At 65.9% G+C, this 24,714-nt stretch carries 27 protein-coding genes, 1 tRNA gene and 1 riboswitch; of the genes, 18 read left to right on the top strand and 10 right to left on the bottom strand.

What is annotated here, in order from left to right; translation table 11 throughout:
* The first annotated feature begins 1 nt into the window (after position 1).
* The 7 genes from ABIE08_RS07680 to ABIE08_RS07650 all read left to right on the top strand — a co-directional run bounded on the left by ABIE08_RS07680 (position 2) and on the right by ABIE08_RS07650 (position 6,537).
* Positions 2 to 1,027, top strand: coding sequence for a 2-hydroxyacid dehydrogenase (locus tag ABIE08_RS07680; protein WP_354549998.1), 1,026 nt, complete (start codon positions 2 to 4; stop codon positions 1,025 to 1,027).
* Positions 1,028 to 1,085: 58 nt separating this feature from the next.
* A complete protein-coding gene (locus ABIE08_RS07675; RefSeq protein WP_354549996.1) occupies positions 1,086 to 2,153 on the top strand; it encodes a fatty acid desaturase in 1,068 nt (355 codons plus the stop codon).
* A 74-nt stretch (positions 2,154 to 2,227) separates the two neighbouring features.
* Complete coding sequence (locus ABIE08_RS07670; RefSeq protein ID WP_354549994.1) at positions 2,228 to 2,368, top strand: hypothetical protein; 141 nt, start codon at positions 2,228 to 2,230, stop codon at positions 2,366 to 2,368.
* Between the two features lie 226 nt (positions 2,369 to 2,594).
* A riboswitch (Fluoride riboswitch) is annotated at positions 2,595 to 2,669 on the top strand.
* A 96-nt stretch (positions 2,670 to 2,765) separates the two neighbouring features.
* Entirely contained in the window at positions 2,766 to 3,152 is a 387-nt protein-coding gene (crcB, locus tag ABIE08_RS07665; RefSeq protein WP_354549992.1) for a fluoride efflux transporter CrcB, read from the top strand.
* A 32-nt stretch (positions 3,153 to 3,184) separates the two neighbouring features.
* Complete coding sequence (locus tag ABIE08_RS07660) at positions 3,185 to 4,189, top strand: RluA family pseudouridine synthase (protein WP_354549990.1); 1,005 nt, start codon at positions 3,185 to 3,187, stop codon at positions 4,187 to 4,189.
* A 74-nt stretch (positions 4,190 to 4,263) separates the two neighbouring features.
* The gene (locus ABIE08_RS07655) at positions 4,264 to 4,995 is read left to right on the top strand and encodes an ATP12 family chaperone protein (RefSeq protein WP_354549988.1); all 732 of its coding nucleotides are present in this window, start codon (positions 4,264 to 4,266) and stop codon (positions 4,993 to 4,995) included.
* A gap of 9 nt (positions 4,996 to 5,004) precedes the next feature.
* Positions 5,005 to 6,537: an acyl-CoA carboxylase subunit beta gene (locus ABIE08_RS07650; RefSeq protein WP_354549986.1), complete on the top strand. Its 1,533-nt coding sequence runs from the start codon at positions 5,005 to 5,007 to the stop codon at positions 6,535 to 6,537.
* Between the two features lie 27 nt (positions 6,538 to 6,564).
* Here ABIE08_RS07650 and folK read toward each other — a convergent pair whose 3' ends face one another.
* The 3 genes from folK to folP are packed head-to-tail and all read right to left on the bottom strand — an operon-like array spanning position 6,565 to position 8,247.
* Entirely contained in the window at positions 6,565 to 7,047 is a 483-nt protein-coding gene (folK, locus tag ABIE08_RS07645; protein WP_354549984.1) for a 2-amino-4-hydroxy-6-hydroxymethyldihydropteridine diphosphokinase, read from the bottom strand.
* Entirely contained in the window at positions 7,040 to 7,411 is a 372-nt protein-coding gene (gene folB, locus ABIE08_RS07640; RefSeq protein WP_354549982.1) for a dihydroneopterin aldolase, read from the bottom strand. The genes folK and folB overlap by 8 nt, the downstream gene beginning before the upstream one ends.
* Positions 7,408 to 8,247, bottom strand: a complete 840-nt coding sequence (gene folP / locus ABIE08_RS07635; RefSeq protein ID WP_354549981.1) for a dihydropteroate synthase — start codon at positions 8,245 to 8,247, stop codon at positions 7,408 to 7,410. Before folP ends, folB begins: the two co-directional genes overlap by 4 nt.
* A gap of 259 nt (positions 8,248 to 8,506) precedes the next feature.
* Between folP and ABIE08_RS07630 the strand changes: the two genes are divergently transcribed.
* Entirely contained in the window at positions 8,507 to 10,522 is a 2,016-nt protein-coding gene (locus tag ABIE08_RS07630) for an acetyl/propionyl/methylcrotonyl-CoA carboxylase subunit alpha (RefSeq protein WP_354549979.1), read from the top strand.
* A 13-nt stretch (positions 10,523 to 10,535) separates the two neighbouring features.
* Here ABIE08_RS07630 and ABIE08_RS07625 read toward each other — a convergent pair whose 3' ends face one another.
* Entirely contained in the window at positions 10,536 to 11,678 is a 1,143-nt protein-coding gene (locus ABIE08_RS07625; protein WP_354549977.1) for a ceramide glucosyltransferase, read from the bottom strand.
* A 258-nt stretch (positions 11,679 to 11,936) separates the two neighbouring features.
* Here ABIE08_RS07625 and ABIE08_RS07620 point away from each other — a divergent pair, with 258 nt between their 5' ends.
* Positions 11,937 to 12,599 (top strand): HAD hydrolase-like protein, encoded by a 663-nt coding sequence (locus tag ABIE08_RS07620; RefSeq protein WP_354549975.1) that lies wholly within the window; start codon positions 11,937 to 11,939, stop codon positions 12,597 to 12,599.
* Between the two features lie 11 nt (positions 12,600 to 12,610).
* Positions 12,611 to 12,892 (top strand): acylphosphatase, encoded by a 282-nt coding sequence (locus ABIE08_RS07615; RefSeq protein ID WP_354549973.1) that lies wholly within the window; start codon positions 12,611 to 12,613, stop codon positions 12,890 to 12,892.
* A gap of 31 nt (positions 12,893 to 12,923) precedes the next feature.
* On the opposite strand, the gene lipB is transcribed toward ABIE08_RS07615, so the two are convergent.
* On the bottom strand, positions 12,924 to 13,622 hold the full coding sequence (gene lipB / locus ABIE08_RS07610; protein WP_354549972.1) for a lipoyl(octanoyl) transferase LipB: 699 nt from the start codon (positions 13,620 to 13,622) through the stop codon (positions 12,924 to 12,926).
* A gap of 225 nt (positions 13,623 to 13,847) precedes the next feature.
* On the opposite strand from lipB, the gene ABIE08_RS07605 reads away from it, so the two are divergent.
* Together ABIE08_RS07605 and mgtE are read left to right on the top strand one after the other, a co-directional pair.
* A tRNA-Leu gene (locus ABIE08_RS07605) sits at positions 13,848 to 13,932 on the top strand.
* 286 nt (positions 13,933 to 14,218) lie between these two features.
* The gene (gene mgtE, locus ABIE08_RS07600) at positions 14,219 to 15,637 is read left to right on the top strand and encodes a magnesium transporter (protein ID WP_354549970.1); all 1,419 of its coding nucleotides are present in this window, start codon (positions 14,219 to 14,221) and stop codon (positions 15,635 to 15,637) included.
* Here mgtE and ABIE08_RS07595 read toward each other — a convergent pair.
* A complete protein-coding gene (locus tag ABIE08_RS07595; RefSeq protein WP_354549968.1) occupies positions 15,596 to 16,561 on the bottom strand; it encodes an alpha/beta hydrolase in 966 nt (321 codons plus the stop codon). The two genes, mgtE and ABIE08_RS07595, sit on opposite strands and share 42 nt — an antisense overlap.
* Positions 16,562 to 16,816: 255 nt before the next feature.
* Here ABIE08_RS07595 and ABIE08_RS07590 point away from each other — a divergent pair, with 255 nt between their 5' ends.
* From ABIE08_RS07590 to ABIE08_RS07570, 5 genes are all read left to right on the top strand, one after another.
* On the top strand, positions 16,817 to 17,779 hold the full coding sequence (locus tag ABIE08_RS07590; protein ID WP_354549966.1) for a Gfo/Idh/MocA family oxidoreductase: 963 nt from the start codon (positions 16,817 to 16,819) through the stop codon (positions 17,777 to 17,779).
* Positions 17,779 to 18,933 (top strand): DegT/DnrJ/EryC1/StrS family aminotransferase, encoded by a 1,155-nt coding sequence (locus tag ABIE08_RS07585; RefSeq protein WP_354549964.1) that lies wholly within the window; start codon positions 17,779 to 17,781, stop codon positions 18,931 to 18,933. The genes ABIE08_RS07590 and ABIE08_RS07585 overlap by 1 nt, the downstream gene beginning before the upstream one ends.
* Before the next feature lie 103 nt (positions 18,934 to 19,036).
* Positions 19,037 to 20,188 carry a GGDEF domain-containing protein gene (locus ABIE08_RS07580; RefSeq protein ID WP_354549962.1) on the top strand — a complete coding sequence of 384 codons (1,152 nt, stop codon included), beginning with the start codon at positions 19,037 to 19,039 and terminating at the stop codon, positions 20,186 to 20,188.
* Positions 20,189 to 20,249: 61 nt separating this feature from the next.
* On the top strand, positions 20,250 to 21,068 hold the full coding sequence (locus tag ABIE08_RS07575; RefSeq protein ID WP_354549960.1) for an aldo/keto reductase: 819 nt from the start codon (positions 20,250 to 20,252) through the stop codon (positions 21,066 to 21,068).
* Between the two features lie 22 nt (positions 21,069 to 21,090).
* On the top strand, positions 21,091 to 21,882 hold the full coding sequence (locus ABIE08_RS07570; RefSeq protein WP_354549958.1) for a YdcF family protein: 792 nt from the start codon (positions 21,091 to 21,093) through the stop codon (positions 21,880 to 21,882).
* Here ABIE08_RS07570 and ABIE08_RS07565 read toward each other — a convergent pair.
* From ABIE08_RS07565 to ABIE08_RS07555, 3 genes are all read right to left on the bottom strand, one after another.
* The gene (locus tag ABIE08_RS07565; RefSeq protein ID WP_354549956.1) at positions 21,879 to 22,175 is read right to left on the bottom strand and encodes a DUF3253 domain-containing protein; all 297 of its coding nucleotides are present in this window, start codon (positions 22,173 to 22,175) and stop codon (positions 21,879 to 21,881) included. The genes ABIE08_RS07570 and ABIE08_RS07565 overlap by 4 nt on opposite strands.
* Positions 22,172 to 22,873: a DUF599 domain-containing protein gene (locus tag ABIE08_RS07560; RefSeq protein WP_354549954.1), complete on the bottom strand. Its 702-nt coding sequence runs from the start codon at positions 22,871 to 22,873 to the stop codon at positions 22,172 to 22,174. Before ABIE08_RS07560 ends, ABIE08_RS07565 begins: the two co-directional genes overlap by 4 nt.
* Before the next feature lie 76 nt (positions 22,874 to 22,949).
* Positions 22,950 to 23,141 (bottom strand): hypothetical protein, encoded by a 192-nt coding sequence (locus ABIE08_RS07555; protein WP_354549952.1) that lies wholly within the window; start codon positions 23,139 to 23,141, stop codon positions 22,950 to 22,952.
* Between the two features lie 231 nt (positions 23,142 to 23,372).
* Between ABIE08_RS07555 and ABIE08_RS07550 the strand changes: the two genes are divergently transcribed.
* Positions 23,373 to 23,810 (top strand): DUF1489 family protein, encoded by a 438-nt coding sequence (locus ABIE08_RS07550; protein ID WP_354549950.1) that lies wholly within the window; start codon positions 23,373 to 23,375, stop codon positions 23,808 to 23,810.
* Positions 23,811 to 23,813: 3 nt separating this feature from the next.
* Here ABIE08_RS07550 and panC read toward each other — a convergent pair whose 3' ends face one another.
* Positions 23,814 to 24,662 (bottom strand): pantoate--beta-alanine ligase, encoded by an 849-nt coding sequence (gene panC, locus ABIE08_RS07545; RefSeq protein WP_354549948.1) that lies wholly within the window; start codon positions 24,660 to 24,662, stop codon positions 23,814 to 23,816.
* Positions 24,663 to 24,714: the final 52 nt, after the last annotated feature.

Raw genomic sequence — 24,714 nt, 5'->3', positions numbered from 1 at the left:
CATGCGGGTCGCCGTCTTCAGCACTAAGCCGTACGACCGGCAGTATCTCTCCGGGGCGAACGCCGCCTTCGGGCATGATCTCGTTTTCCTGGAGCCCAAGCTCGATCTTTCTACCGCGCCGCTGGCGGACGGATTCCCGGCGGTCTGCGTCTTCGTCAACGACACGCTCGACCGGCCGCTGCTGACGCAGCTTGCCGCCACCGGCACGCGGCTTGTGGCGCTGCGCTGCGCGGGCTTCAACAATGTCGACCTGCATGCGGCGGCCGAGCTCGGCATCGATGTCGTACGCGTCCCCGCCTATTCGCCACACGCGGTGGCGGAGTTCACCGTGGCGTTGCTGCTGGCGCTCGATCGCCGCATCCCGCGCGCCTGGGCCCGCGTCCGAGACAACAATTTTGCCCTCGATGGTCTGATCGGCAATGACCTGTTCGGCAAGACGGTCGGCATCGTCGGCACGGGGCGCATTGGGGCGCTGGTCGCGCGATGCCTGAAGCTCGGCTTCGGCTGCCGGGTGTTGGCGCATGACCAGTGGCAGGATCCGGAGCTGGTCGGCATCGGCATCGAATATGGACCGCTCGACGATTTGATGGCGGCGGCCGACATCGTCAGCCTGCATTGTCCCCTGACGCCGCAGACACATCACCTCGTCAACGCCGCCACGATCGAGCGGGCCAAGGCTGGGTTTCTCCTGATCAACACCAGCCGCGGCGCCCTGATCGACGCCGAGGCGCTGGTGGAGGGGTTGAAGGGCGGAAAGGTCGGCGGCGTCGCGCTCGACGTCTACGAGCAGGAGGCAGACCTGTTCTTCGAGGACCTGTCCAACGAGATCATCCACGACGACGTCTTCCAGCGCCTGCTAACATTCCCCAATGTTCTGGTGACCGGCCATCAGGCCTTCCTCACGGCCGAAGCGCTGGCGGCGATCAGCGAAACCACGCTGCGGAATATTGCCGCAGCGGAAGCCGGCCATGTGCTTGATAACGCTGTCGTGGCGGAAGCCGTCAGCGCCCCGCACGCTCGAACATGACCGCTGCACGCCATTTAGCATGAACGTCGGCGGCGGCTTTCGTGTAAGGTGACCGCCCATGACCCACAAAAACGATGTGCATTTATCCGCCCGCGCTTCGGAAGCGCGTGTCTGGCCGAAGATTCTTGGCCGGTTCCGCGAGCCGAATGAAACGCGCAGCGTCGCTGAAATCCTGATCACTGCCTTGCCGCTGGTCGCCCTCTGGGGCGCGATGTGGTTTCTGGTGCAGCAGGGCTTCTGGTGGCTGTCACTGCTGCTGGCGGTCCCCGCCGCCGGCTTCCTGGTGCGCCTGTTCCTGATCCAGCATGACTGCAGCCATGGCGCGTTTTTCCGCCGCCGTGGCGTCAATGACTGGGTTGGCCGCGTCCTCGGCGTGTTCACGCTCACCCCGCATGACTACTGGCGTCGGTCTCACGCGATCCATCACGCCACCCATGGCAATCTGGATCAGCGCGGCATGGGCGACATCACGACGCTGACGGTCGAGGAATATCGCGCCCGCGGTTTCTGGGGGCGTCTCGGCTACCGGGTCTATCGCAGTCCGGTCGTGCTGTTCCTGATCGGCCCGGCCTACTTGTTCCTGCTCCAGCATCGTCTGCCGGTCGGCATGATGCGCGGCGGCTCGCAGCCTTGGCTCAGCACCATGGGCACGAATCTCGGCATCGCCCTGATCGCGGGTGGCCTGATGTGGCTGGTCGGCGTCGGGCCGTTCCTGATGGTCCACATGCCCATCGCCATCATCGCAGCCTCGATCGGCGTCTGGCTGTTCTATGTGCAGCACCAGTTCGAAGAGACGTTCTGGGCACGGCCGCCCGAGTGGACGCACCAGGAAGCGGCGCTGCATGGCAGCTCCTATTATGACCTGCCGGGCGTGCTGCGCTGGATGTCGGCCAATATCGGCGTCCATCACGTCCACCACCTTTGCAGCCGCATCCCGTTCTATCGCCTGCCTGAAGTGCTGAAGCAGCATCCGGAACTCATGCAGGTCGGCCGCATCACGATTGGGGCGAGCCTTCGTACGGTTCCGCTGGTATTGTGGGACGAAGGCCGCCAGCAACTCGTGCCCTTCAAGGCGATGAAGCGCTGGCAGGCGGTATCCTTGCCGCTCGCGGCCGAGCCTGCCTGATCGGCGGGTTCTCCGACGAAGACGGCCACTGCCGGGCGCCGAGGATCTGGCGTGACCTTTTGAGGAGAATGTCGATGGCCAAGGGTCAGATGCGCAGCAATCGCGAAGCCAAGAAGCCGAAAAAGGTGAAGGAAGCTCCGGCGGCTGCCACCACCTTCACGACCCAGGTCACGAAGGCGACCCTGGGCGCGCCCGGCAAGGGCAAGAAGGGCTAGAACCAAGCGCCGGCCCGGCTCTGGTCGGGCCGCACGGTCCATGAATTCGGGGTGGCATGGGCGACGCCCCGCTGTCCCGGATGGACGTTATGGCGCCAGCGTTCGGTTCGCCCCGGCACGCTGGCGTTCCCGCCGCCCGCATCGACCGGCACGCGTAGAGCCCGCACGCGGCAACCGCTTTGCCGCTGGCTGCCTCGGTTTGCATTTCGGCGAATCCGAGCCTAATTCTTCCATCGGGAATGGAGTCTCCCGAGATCCTCCGGATCTGAACCGCCTTATGGCTGATGACCCCTGCCAGATGCTTTCGAGCGCATGGCAGGAGTCTGTCCGGCTTCCTGTCGCAGCGATGTTCGTGCCGGACCACGATCGGCGGGCGGCAGGCCCCCAAGGAGCTTTCATGTATCCGGTTGTTCTCGTGTTCCTCGGCGCGGGTCTGGGCGGCGTATTCCGGCATGGCGTCAATATCGGCATGGCGCGCTGGTTCGGCACCGGATTTCCCTGGGGGACGCTGACCGTCAACGTGGTCGGCTCCTGCGTCATGGGGCTGCTTGCCGGCTATTTCGCGTTTCGCGCCGGCGTCAACTGGACCCCGCAGGCGCGGCTGTTCCTCGCCACGGGCGTGCTCGGCGGCTTCACCACCTTCTCCACATTCTCGCTCGATGTCGTGCTGCTGCTGGAGCGCGGCGAGACCGGCAGCGCCGCCCTTTATGCCCTCGCTTCTCTGATTGTTTCCGTTCTGGCGCTCTTTGCCGGGCTTTTGCTCGTCAGGACGCTCGCTGGATGATATGAGGCGCCTTCAATAGAAGGACTTTTCTCATGGCGACCGTCGTCTCCAAGACTGTAGGGCCCGACGAGGCCGGCATGCGCCTCGATCGCTGGTTCAAAGAACACTTTCCGGGCCTGTCGTTCGGGCATCTCCAGAAGCTGCTGCGTTCGGGCCAGGTGCGCGTCGATGGCGGCCGCGCCAAGACCAACGACCGCGTCAATGCCGGGCAGGTCGTTCGCATTCCGCCGCTCGGCGTGGATGCGGCCGGCGGCAGCCCGCATGTCGCCCGTCCGCTGGGCGCGCGCGGCAGCGCCGCCGACGCGCTGATGGCGATCTGCATCTACGAGGACGATCACGTCTACGTCTTCAACAAGCCGCAGGGCCTGGCGGTGCAGGGCGGCTCCGGCCTGACCACCCATGTCGACGGCATGCTGGAAGCGCTGCGCGACACCAAGGACCAGAAGCCGCGCCTCGTCCATCGCCTCGATCGCGAGACGACGGGTGTGCTGGTGGTTGCAAAGACGCGTCTCGCCGCCTCCAAGCTCGCCGCCAGCTTCCGTGCCCGCGCGACCAAGAAGGTCTATTGGGCGCTGGTGAAGGGCGTGCCCCGCCCGATGCAGGGCCGCATCTCGACCTGGCTCGCGCGCGATGGCGGCCCCTCGGGCGACAAGATGAAGATCGCCCGCCATGGCGAGAACGATGCCAGCCACGCCGTGACCCTGTTCTCGGTCGTCGACAATGCCGGGCAGAACCTCTCCTGGCTGACCATGCGTCCGGTCACCGGCCGTACGCACCAGCTGCGCGCCCATGCCGCCCATATCGGCCATCCCATCATCGGCGACCCGAAATATTTCGAAGCCGACATCAACTGGGACTTCCCCGGCGGCGTCCAGAACAAGCTGCACCTGCATGCGCGCCGGATCATCATCCCGCATCCGTCCGGCAGCGGCACGCTCGACGTCACCGCGCCTCTGCCGCCGCACATGGTGCAGAGCTGGAACCTGCTCGGCTTCGACAAGGACCTTGGCGATTCCGGCACCGAAGACGACGAGTAGTCGCCGAGGCGCCGCGGCGCCTGGACGGGATTAGGGGAAGGCCCGGCTCTCGCCGGCACGATCAGATGACGGAAATGACGACAGCTCCCGAGAAACTCGACGCCCACAAGTTGCCGAAGCGCTTTTATGAAAAGGTCGCGACCGCGGCCGTCGACGGCGGCTATGCCGTCCATCTCGACGGCCGCGCGCTGCGCACCCCCGCCAAGGCGCCGCTCATCGTTCCCGACGAGTCGATCGCCGCCGCGATCGCCGCGGAGTGGGCCGGGCAGAGAGAGTTCATCAACCCGGCGACGATGCCGCTGACGCGGCTGGTCAACTCGGCGCTGGACGGTGTTTCCCGCGAGCCGGACGAGACCCGCGCCGAGATCCTGCGCTACGCCGGAGCCGACATGCTCTGCTATCGCTCGGAGGGACCGGACCGGCTGGTGGCCTTGCAGGAAGCGTCCTGGACGCCGCTGCTCGGCTGGATGCAGGAGCGCTTCCATGCCCGCTTCGTGCTGGCCCAGGGGATCGTGCATGTCGAGCAGTTTCCCGAAACGATCGAAGCGGTCGATGCCGCGCTGGGCGATCTCGACATCCTCCGCCTCGCCGCGCTCAATACCATCACGACCCTGACCGGCTCGGCTGTCCTCGCGGTCGCCGTCCTGCACCGCCACCTGTCGGCCGAGGAAGCCTGGGCGGCGGCGCATGTCGACGAGGACTACCAGATCAGCCTCTGGGGCGAGGACGAGGAAGCCAGCATCCGCCGCGCCGGGCGCTGGAGCGAAATTCAGGCAGCGGCGCTGGTTGTGGCCGCACGGGGATAGGAGACGCTCTTGAAGCACGTCCTGGCTGAACTGGAAAAGCGCCGCGCCGAAGCCCGGCTCGGCGGGGGCGAGAAGCGCATTGCGGCGCAACACGCCAAGGCCAAGCTGACGGCGCGCGAGCGCCTCGACGTGCTGCTGGACGAGGGTTCCTTCGAGGAATTCGACATGTATGTCGAACATCGGGGCACCGATTTCGGCATGGAGAAGACCAAGATCCCCGGCGACGGCGTCGTCACCGGCTGGGGCACGATCAACGGCCGCACCGTCTTCGTCTTCGCCAAGGATTTCACCGTCTTCGGCGGCTCGCTCTCGGAAGCGCATGCCGGCAAGATCATGAAGATCCAGGACATGGCGCTGAAGAACCGCGCGCCGATCATCGGCCTGTTCGATGCCGGCGGCGCCCGTATCCAAGAAGGCGTCGCGGCGCTGGGCGGATATGGCGAGGTGTTCCAGCGCAACGTGCTGGCCTCGGGCGTCATCCCGCAGATCTCCGTGATCATGGGGCCCTGCGCCGGCGGCGACGTCTATTCGCCGGCCATGACCGACTTCATCTTCATGGTCCGTGATTCCAGCTACATGTTCGTCACCGGCCCGGAAGTGGTGAAAACCGTCACCAACGAGACCGTGACATCAGAGGAACTCGGCGGCGCGAGCATTCACACCACGCGCTCGTCGATTGCCGACGGCGCCTATGACAATGATGTCGAGACGCTGCTGGAGATGCGGCGCCTCATCGATCTGCTGCCGCTCAACAACCGGGCGGAGATTCCGGAGATCGAAAGCTTCGATACCGCCGACCGGATCGAGATGTCGCTGGACACGCTCGTCCCCGACAATGCCAACAAGCCCTATGACATCAAGGAACTGATCCTCAAGACGGTCGATGAGGGCGATTTCTTCGAGATCCAGGCGGCGTTCGCGAAAAATATCGTCACCGGATTCGGCCGCATCGAGGGCCGCACGGTCGGCTTCGTCGCCAACCAGCCGATGGTGCTGGCCGGCGTGCTCGACAGCGATGCCTCGCGCAAGGCGGCGCGGTTCGTGCGCTTCTGCGATGCTTTCTCGATTCCGATCGTCACCTTCGTCGACGTGCCAGGCTTCCTGCCGGGGACGGCGCAGGAATATGGCGGCCTGATCAAGCACGGCGCCAAGCTTCTGTTCGCCTATGGCGAGGCGACGGTGCCGAAGATCACGGTGATCACGCGCAAGGCCTATGGCGGCGCCTATGACGTCATGGCGTCCAAGCACCTGCGCGGCGATCTGAACTATGCGTGGCCCTCGGCGCAGATTGCCGTCATGGGCGCCAAGGGCGCCGTCGAGATCATCTTCCGCGCCCAGAACGGCGACGCCGAAGGACTGGCGGCGCGGACGAAGGAATATGAGGACCGCTTCCTCTCGCCCTTCGTCGCGGCCGAGCGCGGCTATATCGACGAAGTGATCATGCCGCACTCCACCCGCCGCCGCATCGCCCGCGGTCTCCGGCTCCTGCGCAACAAGTCGCTGGAGAACCCCTGGAAGAAGCACGACAACATCCCGCTCTAGGGAGCCGTGCTTCCGGGAACAGCGGTTCTAGAGCGGGCCGATCTTCCGGATGTCGTCCGTCTCGACCCCGCCGAGTATTGCGCGGATCGCGCGGCCGCCGATCCGGAGATCCGGCGCGATTTCGGCCAGCGGCACCAGGACGAAGGCGCGCTCGGTCATGCGCGGGTGAGGGACGATCAGGCCCTCCTCGTCGATGCTCTCATCGCCATAGAGCAGGACGTCCATGTCGAGCGTGCGCGGTCCCCAGCGGATGGCGCGCTCGCGGCCGTGGTCGCGTTCGATCGCAAGGCAGAGCGTCAGCAGTTCGCGCGGTGACAGCGTCGTGTCGAGTGCCACGCAGGCGTTGAGGTAGGGCCCCTGCGGCACCGGCCCCCAGGGCGGGGTTTCATAGAGCGAGGAAATAGACGTCACGCGAACACCGGGCGTGGCGTCCAGCGCGGCGATTGCCGCGCGCAGCAGGGCCTCGCGGTCGCCCAGATTGCTGCCGAGGCCGAGATAGGCATCAGTCACGGGGGCGGCTCCGCTCGATCTCGATCGCGATGATGCCGGTCGAAAGCGGCACGGGCGCCTCCGGCTTGGTGATGCGCACGGTCAGGCGCTCGATCGACGGATAGGTTTCGAAGATCGCGTTGGCCATCGCCTCCGCCAAAGCCTCGATCAGCTGGTAGCGCTGCGTCCTGCCGATCTCATCAACCAGCATCGCCATCTCACCGTAATGGACGGTCTTGGCCAGGTCGTCGTCGCGTCCCGCCGCCGAAAGATCCAGTTCGGCGGTGATGTCGACGCGGAGGCGCTGGCCCAGCACGGCCTCTTCCGGCAGCACGCCGTGATAGCCGAAAAAGCGCAGGTCGTTGATGAAGATGCGGTCGGTCATGGGGCTTCGCGGCTGGAGAGGATGGCGTCCGTGACGGCGAGGGCGTCGCGATGGGCGGCGACGTCGTGCACGCGGAAGGACGAGACACCCTTCGCGGCAGCCAGGACGTTGGTGGCGATGGTGCCGGCGAGCCGTTCCTTGGGCTCCCTGCCGGTAATCTCGCCGATGAAGCGCTTGCGCGAGACGCCGAGCAGCACGGGGAAGCCGAGCGCGACGATCTCGTCGATGCGATCGAGAATCCGCAGGTTGTCGGCCATGGTCTTGCCGAAGCCGATGCCGGGATCGAGCACGATGCGGTGGTCGGGAATGCCGGCCTGACGCGCCAGGGTGACCGAGCGCTCGAAGAAGCGCTTCATCGCGTCCAGAATGGTCGCCGGCGAATAGGTCTGGCGCTCCCAGTGGCTGGCGATCACCGCCGCGCCATGCGCGCCAGCGACGCGGGCGATGTCCGGCTCGCGCTGCAGGCCCCAGACGTCGTTGACGATCTGCGCGCCGGCCTTCAGCGCCTGCTCGGCCACGGAAGCCTTGTAGGTATCGACGGAAATCAGCGCTTGCGTGCGTTGGGCCAGCGCCTGAATGACCGGGACGACGCGCGCCGCTTCCGTCTCGGCGTCGACCTCGGCCGCGCCGGGTCGGGTCGATTCGCCGCCAATGTCGATGATGTCCGCGCCTTCCGAGAGCAGCAGCCTCGCATGGGCGACAGCCGCCTCCACCTCATTGTGGTCGCCGCCGTCGGAAAACGAGTCCGGCGTCACGTTGAGGATGCCCATGATCAGGCTGCGACCCGCGGTCCCGCGGTCCAGGTGATCGATGTCGATGCGGGCGGCAGGCGCCATCGGAAGCTCTCGGCGAAAAGGGGTTTGGCGAGTCGTGCGGCGGCCCCGCGGCCGCGATGCTGTTACAGCACCCAAACCGCTTGGCCTGTCAACGGATTGTCGGCCTTGCCGGCGATGACCGGCTGGAATGCTTGGGATGGTCGGCTTTGTGCCGGCTGCGTCCTGCGGCTTCGGTTTCGGTGGCGCCATGATTGCCGCTTCTTGCCAGACAGCCTAGAAACCTAATGTCCAGGAAGGCCATTTCCGCCGAGGAGCCCGCATGTTCGACAAGATCCTGATCGCCAATCGCGGCGAGATTGCCTGCCGCATCATCAAGACGGCGCGGCGGATGGGGATCGGGACGGTGGCGGTGTTCTCGGACGCCGACCGCGACGCTCTTCATGTCGAGATGGCGGACGAGGCGATCCATATCGGCCCGGCGCCGGCGGCGCAGTCCTATCTGCTGATCGACAGGATCATCGCGGCGGCCAAGCAATCCGGCGCCGACGCGATCCATCCGGGCTATGGCTTCCTGTCCGAGCGCGCCGCCTTTGCCGAGGCGCTGGTCGCCAACAACCTCGTCTTCATCGGCCCGAACGCCGCGGCGATCGAGGCGATGGGAGACAAGATCCAGTCGAAGAAGGTGGCGGCCGCCGCCCATGTCTCGACGGTTCCCGGCCATCTCGGCGAGATCGAGAGCGAGGACGAGGCTGTCGAGATCGCGCGCCAGATCGGCTATCCGGTCATGATCAAGGCTTCGGCCGGCGGCGGCGGCAAGGGCATGCGCATCGCCCATTCCGACGCCGAGACGCGCGAGGGTTTCCGCCTGTCGCGCTCCGAGGCCAAGTCATCCTTCGGCGATGATCGCGTCTTCATCGAGAAGTTCATCGTCAATCCGCGCCATATCGAGATCCAGCTGCTGGGCGACAAGCACGGCAACGTGATCTATCTCGGCGAGCGCGAATGCTCGATCCAGCGCCGCAACCAGAAGGTCATCGAGGAAGCGCCGTCGCCGCTGCTCGACCCGAAGACGCGCAAGGCCATGGGCGAGCAGGCCGTGGCCCTTGCCAAGGCGGTTGGCTACGATTCGGCCGGCACGGTCGAGTTCGTCGCGGGGCAAGACAAGAGCTTCTTCTTCCTCGAGATGAACACCCGCCTGCAGGTCGAGCATCCGGTGACGGAGCTCGTGACCGGCATCGACCTCGTCGAGCAGATGATCCGTGTCGCCGCGGGCGAGCCGCTCGCCATCGCGCAGAAGGACGTCAAGCTGACGGGCTGGGCGATCGAGAGCCGTATCTATGCCGAGGATCCCTATCGCAACTTCCTGCCCTCGATCGGCCGTCTGACCCGCTATCGCCCGCCCATCGAGGCGCATCGCGAGGGCATTACGGTCCGCAACGATACCGGCGTCGTCGAGGGATCCGAGATCTCGATGTTCTATGACCCGATGATCGCCAAGCTCTGCACCCATGCGGCCACGCGCGGCGAGGCGATCGAGGCCATGAGCGTGGCGCTGGACGATTTCGTCGTCGAGGGCATCCAGCACAATGTGCCGTTCCTTTCGGCGCTGATGGCGCATCCGCGCTGGCGCGAGGGGCGGCTTTCGACCGGCTTTATAGCCGAGGAGTTCCCTGAAGGGTTTCAGGGCGTTACGGCTTCGAGCTCGACCTTGCATCAGCTGGCCGTGGTCGCGCTGACGATGGAGATCCTGCGCAAGGATCGGCTCGATCGGCTGGCCGGCCGCCTGGCGCCGCATGCCGGAAACTGGCGCGAGAAATGGGTGGTCTCGATCGGCGGCAACACCGTTGAACTGGAAAGCCCGACCGGAATCGCCCTGTTGCCGATGGAGGTGGAGATCGTGCTTCCGGGAGCGGAGGCACCGGTCACCGTGCTGTCGAACTGGATGCCGGGCGATCTCGTCTGGGAGGGCGCCATCGACGACGAGCCGCTCTCGGTGCAGGTGCGCCCCGCGCTCTCCGGATATCGGCTGCTCTATCGCGGCATCGACGTGGTGGCGCGGGTGATGACGCCGCGCATCGCCGCGCTCTACAGCCTGATGCCGGAGAAGAAGCCGGCCGACACGTCGAAATTCTTGCTCTGCCCGATGCCCGGCCTTGTCGTGTCGCTGGCGGTCGAGGAGGGGCAGGAGGTGAAGGCGGGCGAGACGCTGGCGATCGTCGAGGCCATGAAGATGGAAAACGTGCTGCGCGCGGATCGCGATCTGACGGTAGAGCGGATCGCCGTGAAGCAGGGCGAGAGCCTTGCCGTCGACGCGGTGATCATGGAGTTCGCCTAGCGGCTGTGGCGGCTTAGTCCGCCTCGGTGGCGAGCAGGCTGTCCTTCTTGACGTCCATCTGGTTGCCGCGCCATTCGAAGCCGTTGCCGCAGACGGCGGCAATCCAGAGGACCGGCAGCGACAGATCGCGCAGCACCCAGGCGAGCGGTGAACGGCGCGAATAGTGCCAGTCGAGGTTCTTGGCCAGGAAGGCTTCGGCCCCGTACCAGGCGACGGCCAAAAGCGGCGCGATCCAGCCCGGAATGGCGTCGTTGAAGGCGAGCCAGGTCGCGATCGCGATCGGGAAAAGGCCTCCGGTCAGGAACTCCATGCAGAAGAAGGCTGGGAAGGTGACCCTTCTGAGCCGGGCCCAGCGCAACTGGCGGCTCCAGACGGCGCGCAGCGCGCGGGCGCCGAGCGGCTGGGCGAAGGGCTGGCGCACGAGGCGGACACGCTGACCGTTGGCGCGGATCGCCTTGGTGGCGGCGGCGTCTTCGGCCGGATCGGCCGCAAGCGCCGCGATGCCGCCATGCCGATCCAGGTTCTCGCGGCGCAGGAACATCGACTTGCCCTGCGCGAAGCCCTGGCCCAGCGCATCGGCCGCGAGCTGCCAGCGGGCCTGGTAGGTGTTGAGATAGGCGCATTCGAACTCGGCGCCGTAGCCCTCCGGTTCGCTGCCGAGCGGCGGCGAGCAGACCAGCCCGGTGGTCGCGTCCCAGCGATCGAGCATGCGATCGATATAGTTCGGCGGCATCAGCACATTGCTGTCCGTCATGACGATCCACTCATGCTTCGCCGCGTCCCAGCCCTTCACCAGATTATTGAGCTTCGGGTTGATGCTGATGCGGTCGTCGCCAATCAGCAGGCGGGCGGGAACCGCCGGGTTCGCCGCCATCAGCCGGCGGATGCCGGGGATTGCCGGATCGCTGGCGCTGGCGACGCAGAAGATCAGTTCGTAATCGGGATAATCGAGCCCGAAGCCGGAGCCGAGCGTCCTGTCGATCGCGTGCTCGATGCCGCAGACCGGTCGCAGGATGCTGACGGGCGGCTGTCCGTGGGGATTCGCCGTGTCGAGACGACCGGCGCGGCCGCGCAAGGTCACCAGCGCGATGCTGCCGAAATGGATGAGGGCGGCGAGCAGGCAGAAGATCTGGGCCAGGAGGATGGCGATGCTCATGGCGTCGCCTGCACGGGAAGAGGGGCTGAGGGTCGCGACAAGGCGGTATCGGCTCCTTTGACCCAGAGAGGTCGGACCAGGGCAGGGTAACAGAACGTCGCGGGCTTGGCGACGCGGACGATTGGCGAGAGAGCCTCGGTTGCTCTCGTCGCGCAACTGGGTGACGATTTGATGAAGGGGCGAGGGGCAGGCTTGACGACCGGGCGGGAAGCGCGCAATCCGGCGGCATTTCCCGCGCCTTCACGGAACGCATCGCCCATGACCGCTGCCAAGCTTACCGCGCTCGTCGATCTCGACGGGACGCTGACGGATCCCTATCCCGGCATCAGCGCCTCCATCCTCTACGCGCTGGAGAAGCTCGATCGCCCGGCCGCCGACGAGTTGGCGTTGCGCGCCGCGATCGGCCCGCCGCTGGAAGGCAGCTTCGCCGCCATGCTGGACGGCGATGCGATTCTGGCGAAGGTGGCGCTCGGCCACTATCGCGAGCGGTTCGGCACGATCGGGCTCTACGAGAACACCGTGTTCGACGGCATTCCGGAGGCGCTTGCTGACCTGCGGGACTCGGGCGTGCAGATGTTCCTCGCCAGTTCCAAGCCGCGCGTGTTCTGCGAGCGGATCCTGGACCATTTCGACCTGACCCGATTCTTTGCCGTCGTGCATGGTTCCGAATTCGATGGCCGCCACAGCGACAAGAGCGAGTTGATTGGCCACATCCTTTCGGTTGAGGCGATCGATCCGGAGCGCTGTGTCATGATCGGGGATCGGCGCTACGATATCGAGGGGGCGCGGTCGAACGGGATCAAGGTTGCGGCAGTCGGCTGGGGCTACGGCACGGGGGAAGAGTTCGACCTTTTCCCGCCGGACGTGATCGTGCCTGAGGTTGCCGATCTCGCGCCGGCCGTGCTGCGGCTGCTCGGCTAAGGGGGACGGGAATGACGGTACGCACGGTCCATGTGATGATATCCGGGCTCGTACAGGGCGTCGGCTATCGAGCCTGGACCGAACGGGAGGCAAATGCCCGGCGGCTGTCCGGATGGGTCCGCAATCGGCGCGGAGGGGAGGTGGAGGCGGTCTTCACCGGCGACGAGGCCGATGTCGCCGCAATGCTCTTCGCCTGCCATGCCGGCCCGCGCATGGCCCGCGTCAGCGCGGTCGATGTCGACGAAAGAGATTCGGCCGAGCCTGTCCCCTTCCGGGTGCGCCCAGACGCCTGAGCGCGTGCACGGCCGATCGAGCGAGATCGCGCTAGCGAACCGTCTCGCCAAACAGCGCCTCAAACTCCCGGCGCAGGATGGCGTCGACTTCCGGCATGGTCACGATCCGCCCGAGATCCGCCAGGCTGGTAACGCCATGGCCCTTCACGCCGCAGGGCACGATCCCGTCGAAATGGTCGAGCTCCGGCTCGACATTGATCGAGATGCCGTGGAACGTCACCCATCGCCGCACCCGGATGCCGATCGCCGCGATCTTGTCTTCGGCCTCGAAACCCTTTTCGGGGCGGCGCACCCAGACGCCGACGCGGTCGTCGCGGCGCTCGCCGCGCACGTTGAAGCCGTCCAGCGTGCGGATGATCCATTGCTCGAGCGTCGCCACGAACAGGCGCAGGTCTGGCCGCCTGCGGTTAAGGTCGAGCATCACATAGGCCACCCGCTGGCCGGGGCCGTGATAGGTGTATTGCCCGCCGCGCCCCGTCTGGAACACCGGAAAGCGGTCCGGCGCGATCAGGTCTTCGTCATGCGCGCTGGTGCCGGCCGTATAGAGTGGGGGATGCTCGACCAGCCAGATGCGTTCGCGCGCCGTGCCGGCCGCGATCGCAGCGACCCGCGCCTCCATTTCGGCGACGGCGTCGCGATAATCGACGGGCGCTTCCTCGATCACCCATTCGACGGGCGGGCTGCCGTCGCGGGGCAGGAGGGAAGCGGTGAGATCGTCGCGCAGGGTCATGGAGTCGCTCTCGATTGGCGGCTTGGCCAATCTTTCATTGTGCCAGGTCTCATGGTCGGTCGATCCGGTCATAGCGCAAGGGCGGGCATTGATCACCTGTCCCGCAAAAATCGATCGGTGCCGGACTGCCTGTGGATGAAGTGAAACAGTTTTCGAAGTCGCTTGTTTCGTCGGAGGTCATTTGCTACATCCCACCTCGCGCCGGTCAACACCGGCTTGGGTTTCGCGGTCGTGGCGGAATTGGTAGACGCGCAGCGTTGAGGTCGCTGTGCCGAAAGGCGTGGAAGTTCGAGTCTTCTCGACCGCACCAAACCCAAATGCAAAAATCCTCGCAAAGCGGCGGCCCTCGGGCCGCTGTTTTTGTTTCTGGACCCCGGTATCGGCTCAGGCGCTGGACGCGGAGGGCAACCTTTGGCGGGTGCCGGACGTTCGCCATGCACAAGGTTTGGCGCGACCACCTTGGCCGATGGGTCCTGGTGAAGCGCCGCGATGCCGAGAATGCTCGCAGCGCAGCATTTTCGCTTTGCCCCCGCGCGGTTGACGGCTAAAGCTCGCCGGACCTCCCCTGAAATCTCGTGAACGCGTTCTGAGGGTCCATGTCGGAAGAGCTGACGATCGACAGGCGCGAAGATCGCCAGACGCAGGGCTTGCCGCCGCTTCGCGACGAGAACGACAACGTCTCCACGCCGTTCCTGGAAGCACTCGGTGAGGCGATCGAGACGGGGAACCAGGAACGCGCCCGCGCGCTGACCGAAGATCTCCATGAATCGGATGTGGGCGCGATCCTCGAGGCGCTCGAGCCCGACCAGCGCCCCGCGTTGATCCAGCTGCTGGGCGAATTCTTCGATTTCACCGCGCTCACCGAACTTGACGAGACGGTGCGCGTCGAGATCCTGGAGGAGTTGCCGTCCGAGACCGTCGCCGAAGGCATGCGCGATCTCGATTCCGACGACGCGGTCTATATTCTCGAAGATCTCGACAAAGCCGACCAGGACGAGATTCTTGCCCAGATTCCGTCCGTCGAGCGCCTGGCGCTGAAGCGCGGCCTCGACTATCCGGAAGAGAGCGCCGGCCGGCGCATGCAGACCGAGTTCATCGCCGTGCCGCCCTTCTGGACGGTGGGGCAGACGATCGACTACATGCGCGAAGCCGAGGACCTGCCGGAAGAGTTCCACGAAGTCTTCGTCATCGATCCCGGCTATCACCTGCTCGGCACGGTATCGCTCAACCGCCTGCTGCGGACCAAGCGGCCGGTCAAGATCGCCGAACTGGTCAGCGAGGCGCATCACCTGATCCGCGCCACCGAGGACCAGGAAGAAGCAGCGCGGATGTTCCAGCGCTACAACCTGATCTCGGCCGCCGTCGTCGACGAATCGGACCGGTTGGTCGGTCTCTTGACCATCGACGACATCGTCGACGTCATCCAGGAAGAAGCCGACGAGGACATCAAGCGCCTCGGCGGCGTCGGCGACGAAGAAGTCTCCGACAAGGTCTGGTCGATCGCCAAGAGCCGCTTCCCGTGGCTTTTCTTCAATCTCATCACGGCCGTGATGGCGTCCTTCGTCATCGGATTGTTCGAGCATCAGCTGCAGAAGATGGTGGCGCTGGCTGTTCTGATGCCGATCGTCGCCAGCCAGGGCGGCAATGCCGGCACGCAGACCATGACGGTGGCGGTTCGCGCCATCGCGATGCGCGAACTCGGTCCGCACAACGTCCTGCGCGTCATCGGCCGCGAGCTGCTGGTCGGCATCTTCAACGGTTTCCTGTTCGCCGCCATCGTCGGCACGATGGCGGTCTATCGCTTCGGCATATTGGACCTGGGATTCGTCATCGCGGCGGCGATGGTGATCAACCTGATCGCCGCCGCGCTTGGCGGCATCCTGATCCCCCTGACGCTGAACCGCTTCAAGATCGACCCGGCGATCGCGTCGAGTTCGTTCGTAACCACCATCACCGATATTGTCGGCTTCTTCTCATTCCTGGGCTTCGCCGCGCTCTGGTTCGGGCTCAGCTAGGCCGAGGCCGGCCGTCGACTGCAGGGGCGGGCAGGTATCGCGAAGCTGCGGCGCCAGCCAGTCCAAGGCCGGGACGATTGATTGCGACCAGTTGATCCAGTCATGCTGACCGGCCCCGATGCGCAGCGTCGTCTTGTAGCCCGCGCGGCGCAGGGCGACGTGCAGGTCCGCGGATCCGGTGATGATGCCGAGCCCGTCGCGGTCGCCGGCCGTGATCCAGAAGCTGGGCTTTTCGGCCAGGCCCGCGTCCTTGGTGATGCGCGGAAACACATTGTCCGCGTTGTAGCGGTGGACATCGAACGGCTTGCCGAAGGCGCCGTCATAATATTCGTCGCCCTTCTTGATGCGGACGGCGTCGTTCGGATCGATTGGCTGCGCGATGGCGCCGGACAGGCTGATCGCGGCGACGAAGCGGTCGGGATGGTCGAGCGCGAACAGGGCTGCGCCATATCCGCCCATGGAAAGCCCGCCCACGGCGCGTCCAGCCCGGCAGGCGGCCGTCGGCAGCGTCGTGTCGATCGCCTCGACGAGATCCGTCGTCAGCGCCGTTTCGACCCTTCCGGCCCCGTCGGGGTCGGTGTTGTCGACGAACCAGCTCTCGCCGCCGCCATCGGGCATGACCACGACGAGCGGCGGCAGTTTGCCCGCGGCGATCTCGTCGTCCAGCGTGTGCGCGATCTTGCCGTAGTCGAGCCAGTCCAGGTCGCCGCCGCCGCCGCCATGCAACAGGTAGAGCACCGGCCAGCGCGTGCCGGCCTTTGGCTCGGTCGCCGGCTTGTAGAGGGAATATGGAATGGGGCGGCCCAGCGAAGGGCTGGGCGCCATCAGGTGGCGCTCGACGATTCCCTGCGCCTGGGCAGCGCCGATCATCCCCGCGCCGCACAGAAAGGCGCGGCAGAGGACGGCGGTCATTCGATGGGGCATGGTAAGGTTCCCGTATAGCCGGAGAGGGCCGGCACGGTGGAATGATATAGAGGCGGCGCGCTGGACGGCATCCTCGGAGCCGTGCTGTCACGCGGACGTGATCGTCCGGCCTGCCGTGTCGCGCCATGTTTCCCGGATGGACAAAATGTGACCGCCTTTGTGCGGCCATTGATCGACTTTGAACGAGAATTCGTTAGACCGGTGCGGGCGAAGCGGACTGCTTCGCTCTATTTCGGATTGCAGAAAGTTGCGGGATTGACGACGAGCGAAATCAGGACCGGAGTCATCGGGCTCGGATATTTCGGTTCCTTCCACGCGCGGCAGCATGCCGCCAATCCAAAGGGCCGGCTTGTGGCCGTGGTGGACGCGGATCGCGCCCGCGCCGAAGCCGTCGCCGCCCAATATGGCACGACGCCGCTGTTCGACCCGCGCGACCTGATCGGCAAGGTCGATGCCGTGTCGATCACCGTTCCGACCTCGCTCCATCATGCGGTAGCTGCCGATTTCATCGACGCCGGCGTGCATGTCCTGATCGAGAAGCCGATCTGCGATACGCCCGAGGCGGCGCGCGACCTGATCGCCCGCGCCGAGGCCAAGGGCGTTGTCCTGCAGATCGGCCACATCGAACGCTTTTCGCCCGTCTTCGGCCTGTTGCGCGACAAGGTGAAGGCGCCGATCACCGTCGAATGCACGCGCATCGGACCCTGGAAGGGCAGGGCCATCGATGTCGACGTCGTGCTCGACCTGATGATCCACGACATCGACCTAGTCCTGGCGCTGGTCGGCTCGAAGGTCGTCGCCGTCGAGGCGATGGGATCTCCCGTGCTGGCGCCGACCAATGATTTCGCGCTCGCGCAGCTTCGTTTCGCCAATGGCGCGGTGGCGCATATCACGGCCAGCCGGATCGCCGATCGGTCAGAGCGCACCATCAAGGTCGTCGAGACCGATCGTTATTGGGTGGCCGATCTCGCCGCCCGCACCGTCACCTCTTTCGAGCGCGGCCATGCCGTTCTTTCGCAGGACGAGATCGCCGTGCCGCCGAGCGACAATCTGGCGCTCGAAATCGATTCGTTCCTCGACGCGGCCGCCGGGCTCGGCCGGCCGCTCGTCGATGGCAAGGCAGGGCTCGAGGCCCTGATCGTTGCCGACATGATCATTCAGCGTATCGGACAGACGTCGCGATCTGGCGCGACCGTCCCTATTGGAGACCAGCACTGATGGCCGCTTCCTCCCAACCGACCGTCACGGTCGCTTCCGACCGCATCGGCTTCTTCGATCTGCAGCGCCAGCAGCGCCGGATCCATGACGATGTCCGCAAGCGCATGGACGCGGTGCTGACGCATGGCCAGTTCATCCTCGGGCCGGAAGTCTCCGAACTCGAAGCCAAGCTTGCCACCTTCGCCGGCGTTCCGCATGCGATCGCCGTTTCGAGCGGTCGCGATGCGCTGATGATCGGCCTGATGGCGCTTGGCATCGGACCCGGCGACGCCGTGTTCGTCCCGGCCTTCACCTTTGCCGCCACCGCCGGCGCGGTCTGCTCGGTCAATGCGACGCCGATCTTCGTCGATGTCGATTCGTCGACCTGCAACATGGACCCGGCCGATCTCGAGCGCGCGATCGACGAAGTCGTGGCCGAGGGCAAGCTGAAGCCGCGCGTCGTCATGCCGGTCGATCTCTACGGTTTGCCGGCGGATTATGAGGCGATCGGCAAGATTGCTGCCAAGCACGACATGACGGTGTTCTCCGACGCGGCGCAGAGCTTCGGCGGCCGCTCCGGCAACAGCCGCGTTGGCGGCATGGCGCCGATCTCGGCGACCAGTTTCTATCCGACCAAGCCGCTCGGCTGCTATGGCGATGGCGGCGCGATCCTGACCGACAATGACGAGATCGCCGATGCCGTGCGCACGCTGCGCTCGCATGGCCGCCAGGGCACCGGCGACGTCGCCGTGCGCAACGGCATCACCGGCCGCCTCGACACGCTCCAGGCGGCTGTCCTGCTCTCCAAGCTCACCATCTTCGAGGATGAGCTGGAGCGCCGCGACCAGGTCGCGAAGCGCTATGACGCCGCGCTGACCGGCAAGGTCGGAGTGCAGAAGCGACCGTCCGGCTATTTCAGCGCCAACGCGATCTACACGATCACCGTGGACGACCGCGACGCGCTGAAGGCGGCGCTGGACGCGCAGAGCATCGGCAATGCCTTCTTCTACCGTCTTGCGCTGCACCAGCACCCGGCCTTCGCCGAGGCGCCGAAGCGGCCGCTGCCGGTGTCCGAGAAGCTTGCTTCGACCGTCATCAGCCTGCCGATGCATCCGGACCTGACCGACGCCGAAGTCGATCGCGTCATCGCCGCCGTGTTGGCAACGGTAGGCTAACAAGCAGGTCCGCGGCCCCCGGGAATTGTTCCTTAAGGGGTTTGGTATATGAGCAGTCCCGCAGCCGGGGAACGAGGGGGCTGCGGGGAAACTTGCATCAGCCATGACCCTGGATGTTTCAACGCTGCTGGTCGTGCTGGCGGTCATGAGCCAGATGGCTGCGCTGTCGCTGGTCACCAACTGGTTCCAGCGCTGGCCTGACCGTCATGTGGTGATGTGGGCGCTCGCGCTGCAGGTCGGCGCTGCCAGTTGCGTCCTTTTGCTGCTGCGTGGGCAGATCCCGGACTTCCTGTCCATCGGCATCGCCAACGCCGGTACACTGGCCGCCCTCGGCATCACCTGGAATGGCGCGCGCGCCTTCAATGGGCGGTCGACGCGCTGGTGGCCGGTTGTGGCCTTCCCGGCGATCTGGATGATCGCCATGGAAGTGCCGGCAATCGGCGACTCTCTCGCGCATCGCATTGCGCTCGGCTCGCTACTGAGCTTGATCTTGTCGCTGATGCTCGCTTGGGAAATCTGGGCTAAGGGCAAGGATCATCTGGTCTGGCGGATGCCGTTTGCCTGCGTCCCCGCCCTGCACGCCGTCTTCCTTGTATTTCGCTTCATCGCGGCGCTCACCCTCGACCTGCCGCCGGATCTCCTGGATGGGGGGCCGTTCATCGGCCTCGGCATATTGGAGCCGATCCTCGTCATGTTCGCGGCGACGATCATCGGCCTCCGCCTATCCGACGAGCGGCTCAAGAACATCCTCAAGCGGGCGGCGCTGACCGACGGTCTGACCGGGCTGCTGAACCACGGCGCGTTCATGGATCTGGCCCGCGAGCGCGTCGAGCGCGCCCGTGACCAGAACGAGCTGATCACCCTGCTGCTGTTCGACCTCGACCGGTTCAAGCAGCTGAACGACCGCTACGGCCATGCGGCCGGCGACGAAGCGCTAAAGTTCTTCTCGACGATCGTCCAGCGCTGCGTCAGCGAGGCGGATTTCGTCGGGCGAGTGGGCGGCGAGGAATTCGCGGCCCTGCTGATCGGCTGTGGTGCCGAGCGTGGCCGGCAGGTGGCGGAGCGCATTCGCGCCGAGTTCGCCGGCGATCCGATCCGTCATGCCGGGCACAGGATCACCGTCACGGTCAGCGTCGGCGTCATGACGGTCTGCGGCCAGAGGGCCGATTTCGAAAGCCTGATGGTCGCCGCCGACGAAGCGCTCTACGCCGCCAAGCGCGGTGGCCGGGACCTGGTGTTCCAGGCGGCAAGCTGAACTTGACGCTGTCGCGGCAGCACCCGATGGTAGCCGCCTTATCCCCCCGCGGAGAAATCTCATGCAAACGGTTGAGGCGCATGGCGCCATCTTGCCGGTGATCGGCCTTGGAACCTGGAAGCTCTCGGGAGAAACCGCGAGCATGGCCGTCGCTTCGGCGTTGGAGGCGGGATATCGCCATATCGATACCGCCATCGGCTATGGCAACGAAGCCGAGGTGGGTGAGGGGCTGCGCCGCTCCGGCGTCGCTCGCGACGAGGTCTTCATCACCTCGAAGATCCCGCCGGAGCAACTGGGCGCCGACGACATGATGCGGGCGGCCGAGGCTTCGCTGCGCCGGCTGCGCATCGACCAGCTCGACCTCGTGCTGATCCATTGGCCGAGCCGGGCGCTCTCGGCGGCGGAGACGATCCGTTCCCTGAACCGCGTCAAGCAGCGCGGCCTGGCGCGCCATATCGGCGTTTCCAACTACACCATCCGCCTGCTCGACGAGACCTGGGCCGCGACCGAGGAGCCGATCGTCGTCAACCAGTGCGAACATCACCCCTATCTCGACCAGTCGAAGCTGCGCGCCGCGACGCTGGCGCACGGCACCGCCTTCGTCGCCTATTGCCCGCTCGGCCAGGCCGATGCGCTGGACGAGCCGGTGATCAAGGATATCGCCGGCCGCTTCGGCCGCACCCCGGCGCAGATCGTGCTGCGCTGGCAGATCCAGAAGGGCTGCGTCGCCATCCCGAAAAGCGCGCACCCCGCGCGCATCAAGCAGAACCTCGACGTGGAAGGCTTCGAATTGCCGGAGGCCGACATGGCGGCCATAGACGCGCTCGCGACCGAGGATTCCCGTATCTGCAATTCGGCGTTCTCGCCCGATTGGGATTGATCCGCATCAAGAGCGATTGCCGATGTTTTTCTACGCTGCCAAGCTGGTCTGGTTCTTCCTCCAGCCTTCCGCCGCCCTGATCCTTGCCCAGGCTGCCGGCGTGCTCGCCATCGGCTTCGGCGCGGTGCGGGTCGGTGCCGGTCTCGTTCTGCTCGCCGCGATTGGGCTCCTGATCGCCGGGTTTTCGCCGCTCGGCGCGGCACTGATGCTGCCGCTGGAGGATCGATTCACGCGGGTCGAGCCGGATGGGCCTGTGACAGGCATCCTGGTGCTGGGCGGCGGCATCGACCAGCGGATCGGGGAGGAACGTCAGGCGGTGACGCTGACCGAGGCGGGGGACCGCTTGACCGAAGGTGTGGCCTTGGCACTGCGCTATCCGGAAGCTCGGCTGGTCTTCACCGGTGGCTCGGACCAGTTCGTGCCGGACGGTCCGTCCGAAGGCGAGGCGGCGCAGCGCTTCTTCCGCGCCATGGGCATTCCCGACAGCCGCATCACGATCGAGGACCAAAGCCGCGACACGGCCGAGAATGCGCGCCTCAGCAAGGCGCTGCTGGACCCGAAGCCCGGCGAGCGCTGGCTGCTCGTCACGTCAGCCTTCCATATGCCGCGCTCGATGGGATGCTTCCGGGCGGTCGGCTGGGACGTGCTGCCCTGGCCGACGGATTTCCGCACCAGCGGATCCGGCGATCTCACGCGCTTCGTGTCGCAGCCCTCGGTCGGGTTGCAGCGCGTCGATGTCGCTACCAAGGAGTGGATCGGCCTCGTTGCCTACTGGCTCTCGGGCCGGACCAACGCCCTGTTCCCCAAGCCCTAGCTGGCGGCGGCCGGTTCGCCGGCGTCAGCGGCGGGGACAGCCGCGCCGATGCGGTAGACGCCCTTGAAATCATGTGGATCGACCGGCTTGCCCTTGCGCAGGATCGAGGCGCGGCCATCATCGGCGAGACGAATCGCGACGGCGCGGATCGGCACCATCATCAGGCGCCAGACCTTCTCGTCATTGCCGGCCAGCGCACGCGCGACCTCGGTCGGATCGAGGCTCTTGCCGGCGGGCAGGGAGGAGAGCAGGCCGACCAGGACGGTCTCGATCTGCTCGTGGCTAACTTTCATGTGGGTTCCTGACGCGCTGCGGCGATGACGATCTTGGCCGAATCCGAGAAGAACTGCCGGTGCAGCTGGACAAGCGCCACCACCAGTGTGGTGACGATCAGCGTCCAGCCGTTTACGAACCAGCCCAGATAGCCGATGGAAAAGAAGAAGGCCCGGAGGCCGTGGTTGAAGTGGCGCCCGGCGGTGATGGTGAACACCGCCGCGCGCTCGGCCGCCGCGACCGTTTCGGGCTCCGCCGCGTGGGCAGCCGTCGGCGTCGCGCCGATCAAGATCGAGGCATAGTTGAACAGCCGGTACGACCAGCCGAACTTGAAGAACGCATAGCCGAAGATCAGCATCAGGCCCACGACCTTGGCCTCGAACAGGCCCTTGGGGATCGCTTCGACGAGGGCCAGGTCGCGCATGACACCATAGACGTGATCGGCCGAGTTCAGCATCGCAAAGCAGCCGCCGATCGCCAGGAGGGAGGTCGAGGCGAAAAAGGCGGTGCCGTTCTGCAGCCCGCTCATGATGCCGGTGTCGATCATGCGGAGATCGCGATGCATCATGGTGCGCATCCACTGCCGGCGCTGGATATCCATGGCCGAGGAGAGGGTGCGGCCGCTGCCGGCCAGGCGCGTCAGGATCACGGAATAGAGGATCCACGATGTCGCAAAGACTATGACGGCGACGATATCGATCGTGGAAATCTCGATCACGATGCGGTGCTCCCTGCCCACGCCATATCGGCGGCTGCGATCGTGCCAAACCGGCGAGGCCGAGGCAACTCGCGGTTCAGCGCGGCGAAAGCAATCGCGCGATCGGCCGGCGCAGCACCACGGCGACGAACAGGATGATGAGGCCCAGCGCGCCGAGGATCGGTTCGCGGGCGAACATGCCGGCCGCCGTCAGCGCCATGCCGGCGATGATGCCGACCATCGCCACGCGGCTTGCCTTGTCGTCGAGAGAGGGCTTCGGATCGGTCATGTTCGCCTCGTGGTCCGGGGGCGGCACAGCGAGGGCCGGCCGTCGAATGTCCAGTCAGCGCCATGTTCGAGCGCCCTTCACGCTTTCGCGGGACAGGCGGAACGCCTATGCTTAGTTTGCGCCGTTTCCAGACAGGCTCATAGGCCAGTCCGAAGCCGAGCGCCAATTCATCCTTGTGGAAAAATTGCCGCGGCTCCCGCCGCGCTCCCGTTTGAGGACACGTGTTCCGGAATGGCCCTGCATCTCATCAAGCTTTGCGTCGGCGTCGAATCGATTGAGCAGCTGACCGACTGGATCGCGCAGGACATCGCCCGCCAGCGCGGCATGGGGCTCGATCCCGAAGACACGCACACTACTCGCATGATGCCAAAGCGCATTCCCGAGCTGCTGGACGGCGGGTCTCTCTACTGGGTGATCAAGGGTCAGGTTCAGGCGCGCCAGCGCCTGCTCGACCTGCAGGCGGTTACCGGCGACGACGGCATCCAGCGCTGCCGCATCGTGTTCGACCCTGAAGTGGTGCCGACCGAATGGCAGCCCAAGCGGCCTTTCCAAGGCTGGCGCTATCTGCTGGAGAAGGACGCGCCGCGCGATCTGGCATCGATCGGCGGCGGAGGCGACGAACTGCCCTCCGCGCTGAAGGCCGAACTCGCCGAGCTCGGCCTTCTCTGATCCTCAGACCGCGATGTTGTCGATCAGGCGGGTCTTGCCCAGCCAAGCGGCTGCCAGCATCCGGCGCGGCTCGCTAGCCAAGTCAACAATTTCCGCCAGCGTCTCGGCATTTCGCAACACCAGATAATCGACCCGGAAGCCCGCCGCCTTCAGCGTCTCGCGGCCTTCGGCAAGCGCCGCCTCGACGTCCCCGCCGGCCCGGATCGAGCCCGCTGCCTGGCGCATGGCGCGCGAGATCGTCGTCGCGGTCTGCCGCTCCTCGGCCGAGAGATAGGCATTGCGAGAGGAGAGGGCGAGGCCGTCGGGCTCGCGGATGGTCGGCAGGCCGACGATCTCCGACGGCAGGCGCAGGTCGCGCACCATCTGCCGCACCACCATCAGCTGTTGGTAATCCTTCTCCCCGAACAGGGCGACATCCGGAAAACCGGCGATCAGCAGCTTGGAGACGACGGTCGCGACGCCGGCGAAGAAATGCGGACGGAAGTCCGTCTCCAGCCCGATCGCCGGGCCTGCGAGCGATACGGTCGTCGCATAGCCGGCCGGATACATCTCGTTGGCGTTGGGAGCGAACACGCCTTCGACGCCCAGTTCCGCCAGCTTGGCGACGTCGCTCGCCTCGGTGCGCGGGTAGGAACCGAAATCCTCGGTTGGCGCAAACTGGGTCGGATTGACGAAGATCGTCACGATGATGCGGTCCGCCCGTTCGCGCGCGGCGCGCACGAGTTCCAGATGCCCGCTATGCAGCGCGCCCATGGTGGGCACCATGCCAACGCGAAGGCCGTCGCGTCGCCATGCGGCAACGGCAGAGCGCAGGTCGTCGACGGTACGGTAGATGATCGGGCTGGCAGGCATGGCATGTCCTTGTTGCGCAGCGCGGTGGCCTTAATGCCTCGTGATCGGAGAG

The sequence above is a fragment of the Kaistia defluvii genome, from assembly GCF_040548815.1.
Taxonomy (GTDB): Bacteria; Pseudomonadota; Alphaproteobacteria; order Rhizobiales; family Kaistiaceae; genus Kaistia; species Kaistia defluvii_A.
This window is presented reverse-complemented; position numbering and strand designations above follow the sequence as displayed.

Excerpts from the sequence above, each read along its gene's own strand:
- ABIE08_RS07680 (WP_354549998.1), top strand. The coding sequence starts at position 2 with ATGCGGGTCGCCGTCTTCAGCACTAAGCCGTACGACCGGCAGTATCTC.
- ABIE08_RS07675 (WP_354549996.1), top strand. The coding sequence starts at position 1,086 with ATGACCCACAAAAACGATGTGCATTTATCCGCCCGCGCTTCGGAAGCG.
- ABIE08_RS07670 (WP_354549994.1), top strand. The coding sequence starts at position 2,228 with ATGGCCAAGGGTCAGATGCGCAGCAATCGCGAAGCCAAGAAGCCGAAA.
- crcB (WP_354549992.1), top strand. The coding sequence starts at position 2,766 with ATGTATCCGGTTGTTCTCGTGTTCCTCGGCGCGGGTCTGGGCGGCGTA.
- ABIE08_RS07660 (WP_354549990.1), top strand. The coding sequence starts at position 3,185 with ATGGCGACCGTCGTCTCCAAGACTGTAGGGCCCGACGAGGCCGGCATG.
- ABIE08_RS07655 (WP_354549988.1), top strand. The coding sequence starts at position 4,264 with ATGACGACAGCTCCCGAGAAACTCGACGCCCACAAGTTGCCGAAGCGC.
- folB (WP_354549982.1), bottom strand. The coding sequence starts at position 7,411 with ATGACCGACCGCATCTTCATCAACGACCTGCGCTTTTTCGGCTATCAC.
- folP (WP_354549981.1), bottom strand. The coding sequence starts at position 8,247 with ATGGCGCCTGCCGCCCGCATCGACATCGATCACCTGGACCGCGGGACC.
- ABIE08_RS07630 (WP_354549979.1), top strand. The coding sequence starts at position 8,507 with ATGTTCGACAAGATCCTGATCGCCAATCGCGGCGAGATTGCCTGCCGC.
- ABIE08_RS07625 (WP_354549977.1), bottom strand. The coding sequence starts at position 11,678 with ATGAGCATCGCCATCCTCCTGGCCCAGATCTTCTGCCTGCTCGCCGCC.
- ABIE08_RS07620 (WP_354549975.1), top strand. The coding sequence starts at position 11,937 with ATGACCGCTGCCAAGCTTACCGCGCTCGTCGATCTCGACGGGACGCTG.
- ABIE08_RS07615 (WP_354549973.1), top strand. The coding sequence starts at position 12,611 with ATGACGGTACGCACGGTCCATGTGATGATATCCGGGCTCGTACAGGGC.
- lipB (WP_354549972.1), bottom strand. The coding sequence starts at position 13,622 with ATGACCCTGCGCGACGATCTCACCGCTTCCCTCCTGCCCCGCGACGGC.
- mgtE (WP_354549970.1), top strand. The coding sequence starts at position 14,219 with ATGTCGGAAGAGCTGACGATCGACAGGCGCGAAGATCGCCAGACGCAG.
- ABIE08_RS07595 (WP_354549968.1), bottom strand. The coding sequence starts at position 16,561 with ATGCCCCATCGAATGACCGCCGTCCTCTGCCGCGCCTTTCTGTGCGGC.
- ABIE08_RS07585 (WP_354549964.1), top strand. The coding sequence starts at position 17,779 with ATGGCCGCTTCCTCCCAACCGACCGTCACGGTCGCTTCCGACCGCATC.
- ABIE08_RS07580 (WP_354549962.1), top strand. The coding sequence starts at position 19,037 with ATGACCCTGGATGTTTCAACGCTGCTGGTCGTGCTGGCGGTCATGAGC.
- ABIE08_RS07575 (WP_354549960.1), top strand. The coding sequence starts at position 20,250 with ATGCAAACGGTTGAGGCGCATGGCGCCATCTTGCCGGTGATCGGCCTT.
- ABIE08_RS07570 (WP_354549958.1), top strand. The coding sequence starts at position 21,091 with ATGTTTTTCTACGCTGCCAAGCTGGTCTGGTTCTTCCTCCAGCCTTCC.
- ABIE08_RS07565 (WP_354549956.1), bottom strand. The coding sequence starts at position 22,175 with ATGAAAGTTAGCCACGAGCAGATCGAGACCGTCCTGGTCGGCCTGCTC.
- ABIE08_RS07555 (WP_354549952.1), bottom strand. The coding sequence starts at position 23,141 with ATGACCGATCCGAAGCCCTCTCTCGACGACAAGGCAAGCCGCGTGGCG.
- ABIE08_RS07550 (WP_354549950.1), top strand. The coding sequence starts at position 23,373 with ATGGCCCTGCATCTCATCAAGCTTTGCGTCGGCGTCGAATCGATTGAG.
- panC (WP_354549948.1), bottom strand. The coding sequence starts at position 24,662 with ATGCCTGCCAGCCCGATCATCTACCGTACCGTCGACGACCTGCGCTCT.